Genomic DNA, 16,814 nt, shown 5'->3' with positions numbered 1-16,814 from the left:
TGACCAGGCATTCGCGCTGGTCACGGCCCAGTGTTCGTCATTCGCCGCAGGCCGACAGGGGCGGAAGGGGCTGAATTCCAGGCAAAGCCGAGAAACCGGCGCGGCAAGGACCGAGAAGGTGCCCGCCTACGGCATCTCAGGCAACTCGCAGACAAGACGTCCCCTACCGACTGGCCGGGTGCCCCAAGCCCTCGGCCACCCCTGAACTTGACCATGCCCTGGTCAGACCCCCTCTGGCTCGCTGCTAACGCATGGACGCGGGGAAGAAGCCCGCTCTGCCGCCGCTTGCCGTTCCAGTGAAGTGGTAGGTGACGGCTTCGGAGAGCACCTTTGTGGGAGGGTCGCCGTTTTCCATGATGATGGCCTGGCCGGGGAAGGACAGCATGTCCTTGTAGAACCGGTCCACGACGGTGGAGGTCAGCTCCACATCGTCGATGTCGTCGGGTTCCGGGTCGCGGAAGGTGACCACAGGTGAGTCCAAGACGACGAAGCCGAGATGGTGCAAGTCCCGGTCCATGCAGAAGCGAGCCAGCGCGGTGGTGAACGCCGAGTGCAGGACCGAGCGCATCCCCTTGCCGCGTTCTATCCGCTTGCGGCCGCCCGCACGGATCTCGGCGTAGTACTGGTCGTATTCGGCGTGGTCAGCCGCCGGTACCTGCCAGGCGTTGAGGGTCTGCTGGAGGATGGAGTCGAAGGCTCCCACGGTCGCGGTCGGGATGTGCTGGGTCGGGCGTGTGGTGACAACGGCCCCCTCACCGACCAGGCGGGATTTCTTGTCGTCGAGCTCCGCGATGCGAGTCTGCAGCTCCAGTTCCCGCTCGACGACGGAGCGCTCCTCGACCAGCTCTTCGACATTGGAGCGCAGCGCGGCGATGCCGCCTTCCAGGTCGGCGATGATCTGGTCCCACACGCCGATGTCGGACTGCGCCTCCACCCGGCGGCTGATCAGAGCTGTCTGCTCGCCGTCAAGGTCGGCGATGGTGGGCAGTAGGTCGGCAAGCAGCGCGGTCGTCTTAGCTGCCTCTGCCTGGACGGCGATGTGAAGCTGGGTGGTTTCCTCCACCCGGTGGTTGGCCTGCTGGTGCTCGCGTTCGGCGCCGCAGAACGGGCAAGCGCCGACCTTGAAGTATCCGAGGATGCTGCCGGCTTCGTTGACCATGGCCAGCCGTTCCAGGTCCGAGCGGTACTGGGCCTCCAACAGCTTGAAGCGGCCCAGCAGGTCACTGACCTCGGTCAGCCGCTCATCTAGGGCAGCCAGTTCCCGGGCGGTTTCCATGCGGGAGTCGACCGCTTCGCGGTGGGATTCGTTGACCTGGCGCAGTGGTGCGGACTGCTCGTCCAGCGCGGTGCGGATCCGGATGAGCCGGTCGCGGAGCTGGCGCTCGTTCTCCTGCGTAACGAGCTTGGCCGACAGGTCGAGGACAAGCTGATCCAACAGTTGTACCTGGCCCTTGTGGACACGGCGTTGCCCGGCATTGAGGCCGGCGTCCACGGCTGGGTCGCCTTCTCCGGTGACCAGGAATCGCATGACGGACAGCTCCGCGGTCCGCGTGCTGGCGGTCCCGGTACGTAGCACCGGCGGGACATCACCGATCATGCGCTTCTCGGTGACTAGCGACAGGTGCAGCAAATCGGACAGCGCGAGGGGGCGGGTACCGCCAGCTTCATTCTTGCGGATCAGGACCTCGTCCAAGCCGAGCGCGCGCAGAAGATGGATGGAGAGGCTGTTGCGGCTGCGAGCGTTGTGGACCGCTGTAACCGACGCATCCGGCGTGGCCATCACAAGATCACGCAGATCCGCGCGGTAGAGGAAAATGCTGTTGCTGTCAGGGGCTCGCAGTAGCGTCAGCGGGCTGCCATCCGGCATGAGCAGACCCAAAAGGATCTGTGTGTAGCCGTCGCCTTCGGGGACCATCGCCAGGTCGGCGCCGCCCAGCATGTATTCGATCGATTTCACGATGAACGACTTGCCGGTGTCGGAGGTGCCATAGATGACGGTCAGCTCCGGGCCGAAGACGATCTGCGCCGGGGGGAGGTTGGGTCCGCAGTAGGTGAGATGGGTCAGCTGCAGTTCACTCACGGCGGCCCTCGAATGTCGCGGATGCGGACAGGGAGCCACTGATGAGTTCCGCAGTGGCCTGTCTTACGTCGGTGTCGGGAGCCCAGTGGTGCACGACCCACTCGGCGCGCTCGCGCAGCCGCCCCACGTAGGGGGCCTCAAGGATGTCGACGAAAGCGGGCCCGCGTTCGGTGGCTCGGTACACCAGTCCCGTCTCGTCGGCCTCGACGCCGGCGAGCCCGGCACGAATGAGGACCAGCAGCGCTTGTTCCAGCACGGTGCGCTTCATGCCCAGCTCACCGGAGTGCCCGGGCAAGGAAGGGTGCAGGGAGGGAGGGCCGTCGAGGTCGCCGCTGTGGAGGACGGCGTGGTCAAGGAGGGCCAGCTGTGCCAGGTCGAGGGGCTCGGGGTGGATCTCTGCCAGGAGCACCAGGGCTCGCACGCTGATCTCCAGCGGGCTATTGAGCGGGTTCATGCGGCTCCTCCTTCCTCACACCAGTTCAGTCGGCCTTCGTTCGCCAGGTGATGGCATACCCCCTTGCGGTCCAGGGGCCTCACGTACCGGGCGAGAACTGTCTCCGTCAGCGCCATGACACCGGCGGCCTCCAGGACCGCCTGCAGGCGGTCCCAGCCGAGTTCGAAGCGCTTGTCGCCCACCTCTACCGCAATCGTGTGGACGTCGTCCATGACCGCATTGAAGTGTCCGTCGGGGTACGCATCCCGGGCGAAGCGGCGCAACGACTCGGCGCTGTAGAACGCCTCGCGCTGTCGACGCATGTGATCGCCGGCCGTGGGGTGCTGTGCGATCAGCTCCAGAGAGTCGGCGTCGGCCTTCCACCGCTCGGCGTAGACCCGCACAAGCTGCTGAACGTAGCGGGCCTCCTCGGGACCATGGTCGTCCGGAGGCAGCATGACGGCGGGGCGCTCGCGCTGTACGTCAGGGAACCGCGTAACCCAATGCGGGGTGGTCTTGTGCTGCTCAAGCATCTGATCCATGTCGACAGGCACGAACATCGCGAAGTCTGTCTGCTCGGCCAGCTGGGCCACTTCACGCTGCTGATCGGCCGTGAGCCGGGTGATGATCTCATCATTCGTGTTGGTCAGTTCCGTAAGGAATTTCGCACGAGTCTGAGCGGGCTTCGCCAGGGCATCGCGCAGACCGCGGGCGAACGCCGGCGCGACGAAGACGTACTGGGTGGGCAGGACGAAATGCCCAAGCACCACACCGGCGAACATCTTGCGGATCTCACCTGCGGCTGTGCTCCAGTTCAAGGCGTTCTTGTAGCGCTTGCACTGGTAGTTGTCCCACGGCCCCTCCAGACCCTGCGTGCTGCGGAACGCGGCCACGTCGATGCCGTGGTCTCCGCTGCCGCCCTGACGCTCCACCCGCACGTACACGGATTGAAGAGCCGGGACCCACTCCTTGACGAACTCCTCGAACTCGTTCGGGTCGTACCCGAAGACGAGCGCCTTGGGGCTGGGCATGTACGGAAACTGCATCCCCGGACCCTTTGAGCATCAGCGGCGGTTCGGCGGGACCGCTTCGTGGCGCCAGGGTTTGATCCGACACGTTCCCCCCTCGTGCAGCCCGGTCGGTCGCCGTTGTAGCGGCTGCGACTAGGGATATCACTGATCGATCGCTCACAAAAGAGCCACCGTCGAGATACCGACGGTGACGATGTAGCGGCCCCACCGCACAGGCAAACCGCCGAGTAGGCCAAGACGTGGCGTTCATCGCCGCCACGACCGACGGGCCGTCCTTAGAGATCACGTCAGAGCGTTGGGTGAGCCCCCTGGGCGCCATCAAATCTCAACACGCTGACTTGACAGGGAAGCCAGGGGCGCCGCGAACTCCTTCCTCGGCACCAAGCTCTCCTTCATCAACGCGATGGCCGAGGTCTGCGAAGCCTCCGGCGCCAACGTCGCCGGGCTCGCCGACGTCCTCGGCCACGACCACCGCATCGGCCGCCACGGCATGCGGCCCGGCCTCGGCTTCGGCGGCGGCTGCCTGCCCAAGGACCTCGCCGGGTTCATCGACCGCGCCGACGAACCCGCCCTCGCCGTCGCCCAAGCCCTCCACGACCTCGGCGCCACCGTCACCGTCACCGACCCCAAGGCCCTCGACAACGCCCGCAAGCTTCACCCCGACCTCGACTACGTCGAAGACCCCATCGCCGCCGTCGACGACGCCGACCTCCTCCTCCACCTCACCGAGTGGCACCACTTCACCACCATCGACCCCAAGCGGCTCGCCACCCGCACCACCACCCCCAAGGTCATCGACGCCCGCAGCACCCTCAACACCGACCAGTGGCGCGAAGCCGGCTGGATGACCCGCGCCCTCGGCCGCCCCTGAGCTCACCTGCGCCTTTGGCTGACTTGCCCCATCACCTCGGCCCCGGTCGATGGCCGGGGCCGAGGAGTGCGGTCGACGCTTTCGTTTCCTGTTACCGCACCAGGCGGATCGATGGCGGGGATACTGAAAAATCCATGATCAAACCCAAGGACTGAGAACTGAAAACGTCCTGACCGATCAGTCGCTGACTTGTTAGCAACACGTCACCGACGTGCTTGATAGTCTGCGTCGCCCCGCTTGATTTGTCCTCGACGTCAAACTCAATCTGGCCACCTCCCAGCAGCAGGAGCTGGCTCGGCGTCGTGGATACGCCCTGAACCCCCACCATGGCGACCAGTTGCATGCCTCTGGCGTTATCCATATCGATGCAGGATCTCGTGGCTCCAGTATCGATCAAGAACTCCAGTGTCGTTGGAGAAAATCCCCCGGATGCCTCCCAATCCACTTGGATACGCATGCGATTATCGGCGCCGAAATAGGGAGATCCGGACACCACTGCCTCCCGGAGGCTTCAGTTAGCGTGAGATTGCCATCAAGTCCATGGCCTTCAGCATGGCACTGCTGGCAGCCTCGGGTGCTGTCGTGGCGACGATATAGACAGGCCGCGCTTCGAGGTTCGCTGAAGTCCATTCGAAGGCTTCATCAAACGTCCCTGCAAAGACGACTGTTTCGTGGCCGATGACCACAGCCTGTCCCGGGTACTTGCTTACGATGTCGTCCTTGTTGTTGTCGAAGTACGAAACCTGCCGCAGGAGCCTCACCACATCGGCCTCCTGAACGGTCTTCCCACCCAGAAGTGCATACAGGTCGCCCACCAGGTGGGGATCCAGGTCGGCGGTGACCGACTCTTTATCGAGCGTCAGAGTTACCCTCATGGCTTCGTCCCATACTTCACCGCAACGTCCAACTCAAGAGTCAGTAGCCCTGACAAGAGCTTGACGACTCCTGTCACATCCATAGATGCAAGTGATGGCGCAGTTTTAACTACCGAGGTGACTGTCACTTCCGATGCGGCAAAGGTCACCTTGTCGGTATCTGTTCCGACCTGAAACGGCCGGCAGATTGCCCCCTCAACGAGGGTGGAGGTTATCCGCCGCTGGAGGCGGGTGATCAAGTGCTCTGTTGTTACACCCAGTCGCTTGGCCGTGGATACGATCTGCTCTGCGATCGCGGCCAGTTTATCCTTAGCTGAGCGAAAGACGTTCTTTCGCCACTCGGTGAACTCCCTATGCAATTCCGCGACTTTGTTCTTGAGTTCGGCTATAACGGCGACCTCTTCCCCAGCCTTAATGCCCGCCCCCAGCGTTGGTGCCAGGCTCGGCTCAGCCCCCACGAAAAGCTCGTCGGTCAGTGTTGCGACTGCCTCCATTGCCCGCGCAGCGGGCTGGAATGGGAGTTGCTGTTCGATGGCGACATCAGAGGCCGCGAACTCAAGCTCAGCGGCTACGTCCTCCAGGCTCACCACAAGATCCAGCACATCAGCCTCCAGGCCCTGCCGAGTTGATCAAGAGTTCAGGACCGGACTCTGATTCCACTCTGGTCCAGGCCACGCGCAGGCGCATCTTCGACCTACATCAGCTCGGCGTCGGCCCCACAGTCACGGTCTGATAACGCTGCTGAGACACCGGTGGGGCTCACACTCTGTCCTCCCAGCCGGACGGGCGACCGGCACCACTGAGACAGACAGCCGAATGAGACAGCCGGACTATTCCTAACAAGGGCCTCGTCACTCTGGAGGACCTCGTGCGGCAGGCGCTGCGGATGCGGCCGGACCGGCTGGTCGTCGGCGAGGTGCGCGGACCCGAGGTCGTGCATCTGCTCGCGGCCCTCAACACGGGACATGACGGTGGCTGCACGGTCCACGCCAACACCGCGGCGGACGTGCCGGCCCGGCTGGAGGCGCTGGCCACGGCCGCCGGCCTGGACCGGGCCGCACTGCACAGCCAGTTGGCGGCGGCCCTCTCCGTGGTGGTGCACCTCGCACGGGACCGGTCCGGGCGGCGCCGTGTCGCCGAGGTCCATGTGCTGGACCGGGACACCACCGGGCTGGTCCGGACGGTGCCCGCCCTGCGGTGGGGCGAGCGGGCCTTCGTGCGGGAGCGGGGGTGGGAGCGGTTGCGGCAACTGCTCGGCGTGGCGGACGACTTCGGGAACGAGCGAGAGAGGTGACCGGGATGACCGAGGTGACCGGTGGGATGACGGCGGGCGCGCTGCTCTGTCTCGGCGCCATGGCCCGGCTGCTGGGCGGACGGCACCACGGGTTGCGGCGGGCACGACTGCTGCTCGCCGGCGGCGGGGTGGTGGCGACCGGGCCGCCCGCCTGGGAGCAGGCCCTCGCGGAACTCCGGCGGGTGCGGGCGCGGTGGGGGCCCGAATGGTGGGTGCTCCTCGCCGGGCTGGTGATCGGCCTGCTGGGGGCCTCGGTCCTGCCGGTCGTCGCGGGGGCGGCCGGGGTACCGGTGCTGCGCCGGCTGCGGCTGGCCCGGCAGGCCCGGCGTACCAGGGAACGGCGGGCGGAGGCGGTGATCGCCCTGTGCGGAGCGCTCGCCGGCGAGGTGCGGGCGGGACGGCAGCCGGGCGAGGCGCTGCTGCGGGCCGCGCGGGACTTCCCCGGACTCGGCGACGCGCGGGCGGCCGTTGTCGCGGCGGCCCGGTTCGGCGGGGACGTGCCCGGCGCGCTCACCGCGGCGGCCCGGCAACCGGGCGCCGAGGGCCTGCTCGGACTCGCGGCGTGCTGGCGGGTGGCCGTGGACCAGGGCGCCGGCCTCGCCGGCGGCCTGGATCGGCTGGACGGCGCCCTGCGCGCCGAGCGCGACCAACAAGCCGATCTGCGAGCCCAGTTGGCAGGCGCCCGGGCCACCGCCGTGTTGCTCGCCGTCCTGCCCGCCCTCGGCCTGCTGCTCGGCGCGGCCATGGGCGCGGACCCGCTCCGGGTCCTGCTGCACAGCGGCGCCGGCCTCGGCTGTCTGGTGGTGGGGTCGGTCTTCGAGGCGGCTGGCATGTGGTGGGCGACGCGGATCGTGCGGGGCGCTGAGGCGCGGTGAGGGGGCTGGGCGCGTGCGGGAGGCCGAGTGGAACCGATGCGGGGGCGGGTCCCGGGAGGGGGCCGATGGCCGGGTGGGCCGATGGGCGGCCTTGGCGGCGGTGGGGGTCGTGGCGGCGGTGGGGGTCGTGGCAGTGGGCCGGGCGACGGGCGGGGCGGTGTGCGAGGTGGTCGTGACGAAGGGCGCCGTGCGAATGACGGGGAAAGGGCGGGCGGTATGAGCGGGGAAGTCGTCCACAGGCTGGGGATGGCCATGGCCGGGGTGCTGGTCCTCGGCTGGGGTGCCCGGAGACTCGAGGCGGCACGGCGGAGGCGCCTGGCACGGCGCCGGGTGGTCGAGTTGCTGGATTTCGAAGCGCCCGCTGCCGGAGCACCGTTCGCGATCCCGCTGGCCGCAAGCCGGTGGCTGCCCCCGGCCGGTGCGGCGTGCGGGGCGTGGGTGCTGGTCGGCGGAGTCACCGGGGTACTGCTGGGGCTCGGTCTGGGCGTGGTCCTGTGGCGGTGGCGGGACCGGCAGGCGGCAACCGGGCGGGACGAGGTGGTCGACACCGCCGGGGCCGCGCGCCGGCTTCCGCTCGCCGCCGACCTGCTGGCCGCCTGTATCGCGGCCGGCGCCGGTCCGGTGATCGCCGCCCAGGCGGTCGGCGAGGCCCTCGGCGGCCCCGTCGGGCAGGCACTGGCGCGGGGCGCGGCGGAGGTCCGGCTCGGTGGTGAGCCGGCGGACGCCTGGCGCAGCCTGGCCGCGCTCCCCGGTGCCGGTGCCCTGGCGCGGTTGCTGGAACGGGCCGACGAGAGCGGGCTCCCGGCGGCCGGCCCGGTCGCCCGCCTCGCCTCGGACGCGCGGGCGGACTGGGGCCGCATCGCGACGGCCCGGGCGCGCCGGGCCGCCGTACTGATCTCCGCGCCGGTCGGCCTGTGTTTCCTGCCCGCGTTCATCGCCGTCGGCGTGCTGCCCGTCGTGATCGGACTGGCGGGCGGGGTGGTGGGAGGGAGGTGAGGCGCACGCGAGCGGACTGAGCACCCACATGTCAGGTAAGTGCCGGGAACGGCGACAGACGGACCAGAACCTTCACGGGGGTCGAGATGAACAGGAAGATCAGGAAAGCAGCGGTCCGGGTGCGCAGGGCGTGCCGGCAGGACACCGGAATGGTGACGTCGGAGTACGCGATGGGCATCATCGCGGCCGTCGGGTTCGCGTTGCTGCTGTACGAGGTCGTCACCAGCGGCCAGGTCCGGGCCGAGCTACAGGGCATCGTGAAGAAGGCCCTCAGTGCGCGGATGTGAGCGGGGCGGGGACCGGGGGTTCGTGACCGCGGAAGCGGCCGTGGTGCTGTCCGTGCTGGTGGCGTTCACGATGGCATTGGTCTGGGGGCTGCTCGTCGTGGCGGCCCAGATCCAGTGCGTGGACGCCGCCCGCACGGGCGCCCGGGCCGCCGCCCGGCAGGATCCGGCCGACGGGGTGGTGACGGTGACCCGGGAGGCGGCGCCGCGGGGAGCACGGGTGACCGTGACACGCGAGGGCGAACGGGTCCGCGTGACGGTGGTGGCGGAGCCACCGGGGCTGCACGGGCTGCCGTTCGAGGTACGGGAGGAGGCCGTGGCACTCGTCGAGGACACGGTGGGAGCGGGGGAGGCGGGGCCGTGAGACGCCGACGCGAGCTGAACGGCAGGCAGGGTTGCGCCGACGGCCGACGGCACACCGGCGGCAAGGGTCGGGAGGAGGCTCGGGGCGGCGCTTGTGAGGAGGCGCGGGGCAGGAGTCGCGAGGAGGCGCGGGGCAGGAGTCGCGAGGAGGCGCGGGGCAGGAGTCGCGAGGAGGCGCGGGGCAGGAGTCGCGAGGAGGCGCGGGGCAGGAGTCGCGAGGAGGCGCGGGGCAGGCGGTGGGACGAGGCGCCGGGCAGGCGACGGGCGGAAGCGCGGGCCAGGGGGCGGGGCGAGGAGGGGGGTCGGCGGCGGGGCGAGGAGCGGCGGAAGGCGCCAGGGCGGAGGCATCTTGAGAAGGCGTGGCGCGGCGGGCTCGGGGGCCCGGACCGGTGCCGGGAGTCCGACCGGGGGTCTGCCACCGTCTGGAGCCTGGGCGCGATCGCCGTGCTGTTGGCGGTGTTCGGTGGGGTGCTCGCTCTCGGGCATGCCGTCGTCGTCCGGCACCGGGCGGCCGGCGGCGCGGACCTGGCGGCGCTCGCGGCGGCGGACCACTGGGCCGAGGGAGGCACGGCGGCCTGCGCCCGGGCCGAACGGGTGACGGCGGCCCAGGGCGTGCGGCTGGTGCGGTGCGTGATCCTGGGCGAGACGTCGGACGTGTCGGTGGCCTCCGGGAGCGGGCCGTTCACAGCGGAGATCAGAGCGAGAGCGGGGCCGGTGGGTCCGGCGGGACCAGAGGGACCGGGGTCTGAGGGGTCTGAGGGGTCTGAGGGGCCTGAGGGGCCTGAGGGGCCAGTGGGACCGGAGCCGTCCGCCGTGCCGATGCCGATGCCGGATGCACCCCAGCTCATGGCACCTGCCGTCCGGGCCGCCGTCCGGGCCGCGCGGCAGGCCTCGCCAGCCGGCGCCCCGGTCGGGCCGCACGTCTCGGCGTCGGGCCGTGCGGAGCGGTCCGGTCACTGAGCCACTGGTGCCCGGCGGCCGTGGGTGGGAACCACATCACCCGTCGGTTCTCCGCCCGGCCGGCCTCGGGTGTGCTGTCGGTGGGAGTGGTCCGCGTGTCTCCCGTCGGTTCTCCGCCCGGCCGGCCCCGGATGCCCTGTCGGTCGGAGCGGTCAGCGTGTCCCCGTCGGCTCTCCGCTCAGGCAACCCGATCCCCCCGACGTCGGCTCAGCCGGACTCTTCGCTCAGGAGGACTGTTCCGGCTGCTCCTCCGGCGCCCCCCGCAGGAGCGCCGTGAGCAGGCGTATCGCGCCCCTCTTGTGCAGGGGGTCGTTGCCGTTGCCGCACTTGGGGGACTGGATGCAGGACGGGCAGCCGGCCTCGCACTCGCAGGAGGCGATGGCCTCACGGGTGGCGGTGAGCCAGGCGCGCGCGGTGTGGAAGGCTCGCTCGGCGAAGCCCGCGCCGCCGGGATGGCCGTCGTAGACGAAGACCGTCGGGAGGAGCGTGTCGGGGTGCAGAGGGACCGAGACGCCGCCGATGTCCCAGCGGTCGCAGGTCGCGAAGAGGGGCAGCATGCCGATCGAGGCGTGTTCGGCGGCGTGCAGGGAGCCGCCGAGGATCTCCGGGATGATCCGGGCCTCGTCCAGTTGGTCCTCGGTGACCGTCCACCACACCGCGCGGGTGCGCAGCGTACGAGGAGGGAGGTCGAGTTTGGTCTCGCCGAGCACCTCACCGGTGATGAGGCGTCTGCGGAGGTAGGAGACGACCTGGTTGGTGACCTCGACGGAACCGAAGCACAGGCGGCCGGTGCCCCACGGGACCTCGGTGTCCGTCTCCAGGATGGAGATCGACGTGGTGTCGCGGGCGACCGTCGAGTACGGCGGGTCGGCCTGCTCGACCAGGGCGACGGAGTCCTCCAGGTCGAGGGAGCGGACCAGATAGGTGCGGCCCTGGTGCAGGTGGGCGGCGCCCTCGTGGACCGTGGAGTGCGCGGCGCTCGCGTCGACCGTGCCCAGCAGACGGCCCGTACCGGCCTCGACGACCTGCACCGGACGGCCGCCGGTGCCGCGGATGTCGGTCAGGTCGGCGGCCCGCTCCCGGCGCGTCCAGTGCCAGGCACTGGTACGCCGGCGGAGCAGCTTCGCGGCCTCCAGCTGCGGGAGCACGTCCGCGCAGGCGGGGCCGAACAGCTCCAGGTCCTCCTCGGTCAACGGCAGTTCCGCGGCGGCGGCGCACAGGTGCGGGGCGAGGACATAGGGGTTGTCGGGGTCGAGGACGGTGGATTCCACCGGTTGGTCGAACAGGGCCTCGGGATGGTGGACGAGGAACGTGTCCAGCGGGTCGTCGCGCGCGACGAGGACCGCGAGGGCGCCCTGACCGGAGCGGCCCGCACGGCCCGCCTGCTGCCACAGGGACGCACGGGTCCCCGGGTAGCCGGCGATCACGACCGCGTCCAGGCCGGAGACGTCCACACCCAGCTCCAGGGCCGTCGTGGCGGCGAGGCCGAGGAGTTCACCGGAGTGCAGGGCGCGCTCCAGTGCACGGCGCTCCTCGGGCAGGTAACCACCGCGGTAGGCCGCGACACGCCGGACCAGGGAACGATCGACCTCGGCCAGTTTCTGTTGGGCGATCACCGCGATCAGCTCGGCGCCGCGCCGGGACCGTACGAAGGCGACCGAGCGCACGCCCTGGACCGTGAGGTCGGTCAGCAGGTCGGCGGTCTCGGCGGTGGCGGTACGCCGTACGGGTGCACCCTTCTCGCCGTGCAGCTCGGTGAGCGGGGGCTCCCAGAGGGCGAAGACCAGCTCGCCGCGCGGGGAGGCGTCGTCGGCGACCTCCACCACCGGCAGGCCGGTCAGCCGGCGGGCGGCGACGGCGGGTTCGGCGGAGGTCGCCGAGGCCAGCAGGAACACGGGGGAGGAGCCGTAGCGGGCGCACAGGCGGCGCAGCCGGCGCAGCACCTGGGCGACGTGCGAGCCGAAGACGCCCCGGTAGGTGTGGCACTCGTCGATGACGACGTATCTGAGCGACTTCAGGAAGGAGGACCAGCGCGAGTGGGACGGGAGTATCCCGCGGTGCAGCATGTCCGGGTTGGTGAGGACGTAGTTGCCGTACTGGCGGATCCACTCGCGTTCCTCGAACGGTGTGTCGCCGTCGTACACGGCCGGGCGTACGGCCGTGCCGAGAGGTTGTGAAAGTTCCTTCACCGAGCGGCACTGGTCGGCCGCGAGCGCCTTGGTGGGGGCCAGGTACAGCGCGGTGGCGCCGCGGCCGTTCGGGGCTTCGGCGCCGTCCAGGAGGGTGGACAGGACCGGGACGAGGTAGGCGAGGGACTTGCCGGAGGCGGTGCCGGTGGCGACGACCACCGAGTCGCCGTCCAGGGCGTGCTCGGCGGCCAGCGCCTGGTGCGCCCAGGGATGCTCGATGCCGCACGCCTGGACGGCCGCGATCACCTCGGAGCGAATCCGGTCAGGCCAGACGGCATGGCGGCCCGCACGCGGGGGCAAGTGCTCCGTATGAGTGATGCGCGCAGATCGGCTCGGCCCGGACGCGAGCCGGTCCAGGACCGTGCCCGGAGACAGGCGGGAAGCCGTGGTCGCCGGGGACTGATCGGATCGGTGATTCTTGGCCATCGGCACCGAGTGTGTCACTGGAGTGACGGACAATGGAGCCAAGGCGTCGTGCACGCCTGCCGGTAAGTGATTGAATGCCATCGCGGCTGGCGAAACGTCCCGGGGGCCGCAAGCCGAGGTGCCCGAGGGGCGAGCGCTCGATAGCAAGGTGCTGGAGGATCCGTGGACCTGTCCCTGTCGACCCGTACCGTCGGCGATCGTACGGTCGTCGAGGTCGGTGGCGAAATCGACGTATATACCGCGCCCAAGCTGCGCGAGCAGCTGGTCGAGCTGGTGAACGACGGGAATTTCCACCTCGTCGTCGACATGGAGGGCGTGGACTTCCTCGACTCCACCGGACTCGGCGTGCTGGTCGGCGGCCTGAAGCGGGTAAGGGCCCATGAGGGCTCGCTGCGCCTGGTCTGCAACCAGGAGCGCATTCTGAAGATCTTCCGTATCACCGGCCTCACCAAGGTGTTCCCGATCCACACCTCGGTCGATGAAGCGGTATCGGCCACCGACTGAAGTCGGACCGGCCGTCGGCGCCGGGCCCCTGCCGGGGTCTGCCGCCGGCCGGTCCCGTCCGGGCCGTGACCTGTCCGAGGCCGGCCGGTGAGCGGTCCCGCTCCGGGCCGTGACCGGTCCCGTCTGTCGGTCATGACCCGGTCCGGGCCGCGTACTGCGAACCGGCCCGGTCCGCGGGTGGTGACCCGTCCGGGTCGGCGTCGTGGCTCCGGTCGGCCCGGGCCGTGACCCGGAGGCTCCGGGCTGTGCCGCGTCCCGTGACACGCCCGGTTCCGGTTCGTGAGCCGTCCGGGTCCGGGCCGGTGAAACGGTCCGGCACACAGAAGTACACCAGGGGGTGCGGGCCCCAGGCGGTCCCGCCCCCGACCGCACGCCCGTAGTCGCGAGGGGGATGTATGGCCACCGTCGAACTCCGCTTCAGCGCGCTGCCCGAGCATGTCCGGACCGCCCGGCTGGTGGCGGCAGCGGTGGCGCGCAGGGCCGGGGTGGACGAGGCCGTCCTGGACGAGGTACGGCTCGCCGTGGGCGAGGCGTGCTCCCGCGCCGTCGGACTGCACCAGAACAGCGGCGTCACGGCACCGGTGAAGGTGGCGCTGATCGAGGACGAGAAACAGTTCTCCATCGAGGTCGGCGACGAAGCCCCGCACGCCGTGCCGGGCGGCGACACGCCCGGCGACACGCCGGACGGCGACACGGAGATCGAAGAGGACGAGATGGGCCTCGCGGTCATCAGCGGTCTCGTCGACGACGTGGAGGTCTCCACCGGCCACAACGGCGGCCTGATCCGGATGACCTGGCCGACCGCACCGCCGGCCACAGTGCTCCTCTGAGCCGTTCCGAGCCGTCGCACACTCCTCGCAAGGGCCCTGCCGAGCAGGGCCCTTGCGCGTTTTTCGGCACCGCACGGGAATTCGTGAAGGAATTCACGATCAATGGCCGGATGGCTTGATCAATAGGCCATAGGGCCGACAATGCTTTCGGGGCATTACCTCTTTCGGACCAGCACGACGTGCCATCGGCCGTCGACTCGATCATTGTGGACGGTACAAGGCGGCCGATTCCGTTTACCGTCCCCTGTCTAGTTCACTCGGGGGTACCTACAATCCGTCCACATCTTGAGCTCAGCCCAAGCGTCAAGGAGGACGAATGGCGGGGCTTTCCACCTCACGACAGTTGGGTCACCCGACATCCCTCGCGGCTGCGGTCCTGACCGACGACAACCGGATCCTCGTGGCCGTCATCGCGGCGGTCGCCCTGGCCGCGCTGGCGGTCGCCGGGGTCCTGGTGCGCCAGGTGCTGGCGGCCGGCGAGGGCACCGAGGGCATGAAACGGATCGCCGAGGCGGTCCAGGAAGGCGCCAAGGCGTATCTCGCCCGGCAGTTGCGCACACTCGGCGCATTCGCCGTCGTCGTCTTCTTCCTGCTCATGCTGCTGCCCGCGGACGACTGGAATCAGCGTGCCGGACGCTCGGTGTTCTTCTTGATCGGAGCGGTTTTCTCGGCGACCACCGGCTATATCGGCATGTGGCTCGCCGTGCGCAGCAATGTGCGGGTCGCCGCGGCGGCCCGGGAAGCCACCCCGGCGGAAGGCGAACCGGAAAAGGATCTCACCACCGTCTCGCACACCGCGATGAAGATCGCGTTTCGCACGGGCGGCGTCGTCGGCATGTTCACGGTGGGACTCGGCCTGCTGGGCGCGTCCTGTGTGGTGCTGGTGTACGCGGCCGACGCGCCGAAGGTGCTGGAGGGCTTCGGCCTCGGCGCCGCCCTGATCGCGATGTTCATGCGGGTGGGCGGCGGCATCTTCACCAAGGCCGCCGACGTCGGCGCCGACCTGGTCGGCAAGGTCGAGCAGGGCATTCCGGAGGACGACCCGCGCAATGCCGCGACGATCGCCGACAACGTGGGCGACAACGTCGGCGACTGCGCGGGCATGGCGGCCGACCTGTTCGAGTCGTACGCCGTCACCCTGGTGGCCGCGCTGATCCTCGGCAAGGCCGCCTTCGGCGACTCCGGGCTGGCCTTCCCGCTGCTGGTGCCCGCCATCGGCGTGCTCACCGCGATGGCCGGCATCTTCGCGGTCGCCCCGCGGCGCGCCGACCGCAGCGGCATGACGGCGATCAACCGCGGCTTCTTCGTCTCCGCGGCGATCTCCCTCGTGCTGGTCGCGGTCGCCGTCTTCGTCTACCTGCCGGGGCGGTACGCCGACCTGGACGGCGTCACCGACGCGGCGATCAGGGGCAAGAGCGGCGATCCGCGGATCCTCGCGCTGGTCGCGGTGGCCATCGGCATCCTGCTCGCCGCCGTCATCCAGCAACTGACCGGCTACTTCACCGAGACCAACCGCCGCCCGGTGCGGGACGTCGGCAAGACCTCCCTCACCGGTCCGGCCACCGTCGTCCTCGCCGGTATCTCGCTGGGCCTGGAATCGGCCGTCTACACCGCGCTGCTCATCGGCCTCGGCGTGTACGGCGCGTTCCTGCTCGGCGGTACGTCGATCATGCTGGCGTTGTTCGCGGTGGCGCTGGCCGGCACCGGACTGCTCACCACGGTCGGCGTGATCGTCGCCATGGACACGTTCGGGCCGGTCTCCGACAACGCGCAGGGCATCGCCGAGATGTCCGGCGACGTCCAGGGTGCGGGCGCCCAGGTGCTCACCAACCTGGACGCGGTCGGCAACACCACCAAGGCCATCACCAAGGGCATCGCCATCGCCACCGCCGTCCTCGCCGCGTCGGCGCTGTTCGGGTCGTACCGCGACGCGATCACCACCAACGTGCGGGACGTCGGCGCGACGCTCAGCGGGCCGGGCTCGCCGCTGACCCTGTCGATGGACATCTCGCAGCCCAACAACCTCGTCGGGCTCATCGCGGGCGCCGCGGTCGTCTTCCTCTTCTCGGGACTGGCCATCAACGCGGTGTCGCGGTCGGCGGGGTCGGTGGTGTTCGAGGTGCGGCGGCAGTTCCGCGAGCACCCCGGGATCATGGACTACACCGAGAAGCCCGAGTACGGACGGGTCGTCGACATCTGTACCAAGGACGCGCTGCGGGAGCTGGCCACCCCCGGTCTGCTCGCCGTCATGGCGCCGATCTTCATCGGGTTCACGCTCGGTGTCGGCGCGCTCGGCGCCTACCTCGCCGGCGCGATCGGCGCGGGCACGCTGATGGCGGTGTTCCTCGCCAACTCCGGCGGCGCCTGGGACAACGCCAAGAAGCTGGTGGAGGACGGTCACCACGGCGGCAAGGGCAGCGACGCCCACGCGGCCACGGTGATCGGCGACACGGTCGGTGACCCCTTCAAGGACACCGCCGGTCCGGCGATCAATCCCCTGCTGAAGGTCATGAACCTGGTGTCGTTGCTCATCGCGCCGGCGGTGATCAGGTTCTCCTACGGCGACGACCGGAACCTCGGTGTGCGGATCGCGGTCGCGGTCCTCGCCCTGCTGGTGATCGTCGTCGCGGTCTACATCTCCAAGCGGCGCGGGATCGCCGTCGGCGACGAGGAGGACACCGGGCGGGCCGCCAACTCACCGGACGCGGCCGTGGTTTCGTAGACCGCCGGGAAAGCCTGGTCAACGGGCGGGCGGGTGACGCGTCCTGACGCGCCGCCCGCCCGCTTCGTGTGCGCCCGCGTA

At 69.8% G+C, this 16,814-nt stretch carries 15 protein-coding genes and 3 pseudogenes; 11 read left to right on the top strand and 7 right to left on the bottom strand.

Annotated features, from left to right (window positions below):
* Positions 1–244: 244 nt before the first annotated feature.
* From D9753_RS16125 to D9753_RS16115, 3 genes are read right to left on the bottom strand one after another with little or no spacing between them, the layout of a single operon-like run.
* Entirely contained in the window at positions 245–2,080 is a 1,836-nt protein-coding gene (locus tag D9753_RS16125) for a hypothetical protein (protein WP_121787646.1), read from the bottom strand.
* Complete coding sequence (locus D9753_RS16120) at positions 2,073–2,534, bottom strand: ABC-three component system middle component 2 (RefSeq protein WP_030298377.1); 462 nt, start codon at positions 2,532–2,534, stop codon at positions 2,073–2,075. Before D9753_RS16120 ends, D9753_RS16125 begins: the two co-directional genes overlap by 8 nt.
* A complete protein-coding gene (locus D9753_RS16115) occupies positions 2,531–3,544 on the bottom strand; it encodes an ABC-three component system protein (protein WP_240468179.1) in 1,014 nt (337 codons plus the stop codon). The genes D9753_RS16120 and D9753_RS16115 overlap by 4 nt, the downstream gene beginning before the upstream one ends.
* Positions 3,545–3,911: 367 nt before the next feature.
* Between D9753_RS16115 and D9753_RS38705 the strand changes: the two are divergent.
* Both D9753_RS38705 and D9753_RS16110 read left to right on the top strand, forming a co-directional pair.
* Positions 3,912–4,106 (top strand): annotated as a pseudogene (locus D9753_RS38705) (UDP-glucose 6-dehydrogenase); the annotation flags it as partial.
* The gene (locus D9753_RS16110) at positions 4,092–4,415 is read left to right on the top strand and encodes a UDP binding domain-containing protein (RefSeq protein ID WP_276209462.1); all 324 of its coding nucleotides are present in this window, start codon (positions 4,092–4,094) and stop codon (positions 4,413–4,415) included. The pseudogene D9753_RS38705 and the gene D9753_RS16110, both read left to right, overlap by 15 nt.
* Positions 4,416–4,506: 91 nt before the next feature.
* Here D9753_RS16110 and D9753_RS36565 read toward each other — a convergent pair whose 3' ends face one another.
* The 3 genes from D9753_RS36565 to D9753_RS36560 are packed head-to-tail and all read right to left on the bottom strand — an operon-like array spanning position 4,507 to position 5,892.
* Entirely contained in the window at positions 4,507–4,908 is a 402-nt protein-coding gene (locus tag D9753_RS36565; protein ID WP_163010714.1) for a hypothetical protein, read from the bottom strand.
* Between the two features lie 22 nt (positions 4,909–4,930).
* A complete protein-coding gene (locus D9753_RS16100) occupies positions 4,931–5,290 on the bottom strand; it encodes a hypothetical protein (protein WP_121787643.1) in 360 nt (119 codons plus the stop codon).
* Positions 5,287–5,892 (bottom strand): hypothetical protein, encoded by a 606-nt coding sequence (locus tag D9753_RS36560; protein ID WP_163010713.1) that lies wholly within the window; start codon positions 5,890–5,892, stop codon positions 5,287–5,289. Before D9753_RS36560 ends, D9753_RS16100 begins: the two co-directional genes overlap by 4 nt.
* A 242-nt stretch (positions 5,893–6,134) precedes the next feature.
* Between D9753_RS36560 and D9753_RS16090 the strand changes: the two are divergent.
* From D9753_RS16090 to D9753_RS37950, 6 genes and pseudogenes are all read left to right on the top strand, one after another.
* A pseudogene (locus D9753_RS16090) lies at positions 6,135–6,584 on the top strand (ATPase, T2SS/T4P/T4SS family); the annotation flags it as partial.
* Positions 6,585–6,589: 5 nt separating this feature from the next.
* On the top strand, positions 6,590–7,459 hold the full coding sequence (locus D9753_RS16085; RefSeq protein ID WP_205614169.1) for a type II secretion system F family protein: 870 nt from the start codon (positions 6,590–6,592) through the stop codon (positions 7,457–7,459).
* A gap of 216 nt (positions 7,460–7,675) precedes the next feature.
* On the top strand, positions 7,676–8,455 hold the full coding sequence (locus D9753_RS16075) for a type II secretion system F family protein (RefSeq protein ID WP_205614168.1): 780 nt from the start codon (positions 7,676–7,678) through the stop codon (positions 8,453–8,455).
* Positions 8,456–8,541: 86 nt separating this feature from the next.
* Positions 8,542–8,742, top strand: a complete 201-nt coding sequence (locus tag D9753_RS16070; RefSeq protein ID WP_121787640.1) for a DUF4244 domain-containing protein — start codon at positions 8,542–8,544, stop codon at positions 8,740–8,742.
* 22 nt (positions 8,743–8,764) lie between these two features.
* Positions 8,765–9,103 (top strand): TadE family type IV pilus minor pilin, encoded by a 339-nt coding sequence (locus D9753_RS16065; RefSeq protein ID WP_121787639.1) that lies wholly within the window; start codon positions 8,765–8,767, stop codon positions 9,101–9,103.
* 395 nt (positions 9,104–9,498) lie between these two features.
* Positions 9,499–9,834: pseudogene (locus tag D9753_RS37950) on the top strand (Rv3654c family TadE-like protein); the annotation flags it as partial.
* 452 nt (positions 9,835–10,286) lie between these two features.
* Here D9753_RS37950 and D9753_RS16055 read toward each other — a convergent pair.
* The gene (locus D9753_RS16055; protein WP_163010712.1) at positions 10,287–12,758 is read right to left on the bottom strand and encodes a DEAD/DEAH box helicase; all 2,472 of its coding nucleotides are present in this window, start codon (positions 12,756–12,758) and stop codon (positions 10,287–10,289) included.
* 81 nt (positions 12,759–12,839) lie between these two features.
* On the opposite strand from D9753_RS16055, the gene bldG reads away from it, so the two are divergent.
* From bldG to D9753_RS16035, 3 genes are all read left to right on the top strand, one after another.
* Complete coding sequence (gene bldG, locus D9753_RS16050) at positions 12,840–13,181, top strand: anti-sigma factor antagonist BldG (RefSeq protein WP_121787637.1); 342 nt, start codon at positions 12,840–12,842, stop codon at positions 13,179–13,181.
* Between the two features lie 395 nt (positions 13,182–13,576).
* The gene (locus tag D9753_RS16040) at positions 13,577–14,011 is read left to right on the top strand and encodes an ATP-binding protein (RefSeq protein WP_121787635.1); all 435 of its coding nucleotides are present in this window, start codon (positions 13,577–13,579) and stop codon (positions 14,009–14,011) included.
* A 316-nt stretch (positions 14,012–14,327) separates the two neighbouring features.
* A complete protein-coding gene (locus D9753_RS16035; RefSeq protein ID WP_121787634.1) occupies positions 14,328–16,733 on the top strand; it encodes a sodium-translocating pyrophosphatase in 2,406 nt (801 codons plus the stop codon).
* Positions 16,734–16,814 lie beyond the last annotated feature (81 nt).

The organism is Streptomyces dangxiongensis, assembly GCF_003675325.1.
GTDB classification, from domain to species: domain Bacteria; phylum Actinomycetota; class Actinomycetes; order Streptomycetales; family Streptomycetaceae; genus Streptomyces; species Streptomyces dangxiongensis.
The sequence above is the reverse complement of the archived record's forward strand: the minus strand, read 5'-3'. Positions and strand labels throughout refer to the sequence as shown.

Coding starts and splice junctions, on each gene's coding strand:
- D9753_RS16085 (WP_205614169.1), top strand. CDS start 6,590: ATGACCGAGGTGACCGGTGGGATGACGGCGGGCGCGCTGCTCTGTCTC.
- D9753_RS16040 (WP_121787635.1), top strand. CDS start 13,577: ATGGCCACCGTCGAACTCCGCTTCAGCGCGCTGCCCGAGCATGTCCGG.
- D9753_RS16035 (WP_121787634.1), top strand. CDS start 14,328: ATGGCGGGGCTTTCCACCTCACGACAGTTGGGTCACCCGACATCCCTC.
- D9753_RS16055 (WP_163010712.1), bottom strand. CDS start 12,758: ATGGCATTCAATCACTTACCGGCAGGCGTGCACGACGCCTTGGCTCCA.
- D9753_RS16075 (WP_205614168.1), top strand. CDS start 7,676: ATGAGCGGGGAAGTCGTCCACAGGCTGGGGATGGCCATGGCCGGGGTG.
- D9753_RS16070 (WP_121787640.1), top strand. CDS start 8,542: ATGAACAGGAAGATCAGGAAAGCAGCGGTCCGGGTGCGCAGGGCGTGC.
- D9753_RS16115 (WP_240468179.1), bottom strand. CDS start 3,544: ATGCCCAGCCCCAAGGCGCTCGTCTTCGGGTACGACCCGAACGAGTTC.
- D9753_RS16100 (WP_121787643.1), bottom strand. CDS start 5,290: ATGAGGGTAACTCTGACGCTCGATAAAGAGTCGGTCACCGCCGACCTG.
- D9753_RS16120 (WP_030298377.1), bottom strand. CDS start 2,534: ATGAACCCGCTCAATAGCCCGCTGGAGATCAGCGTGCGAGCCCTGGTG.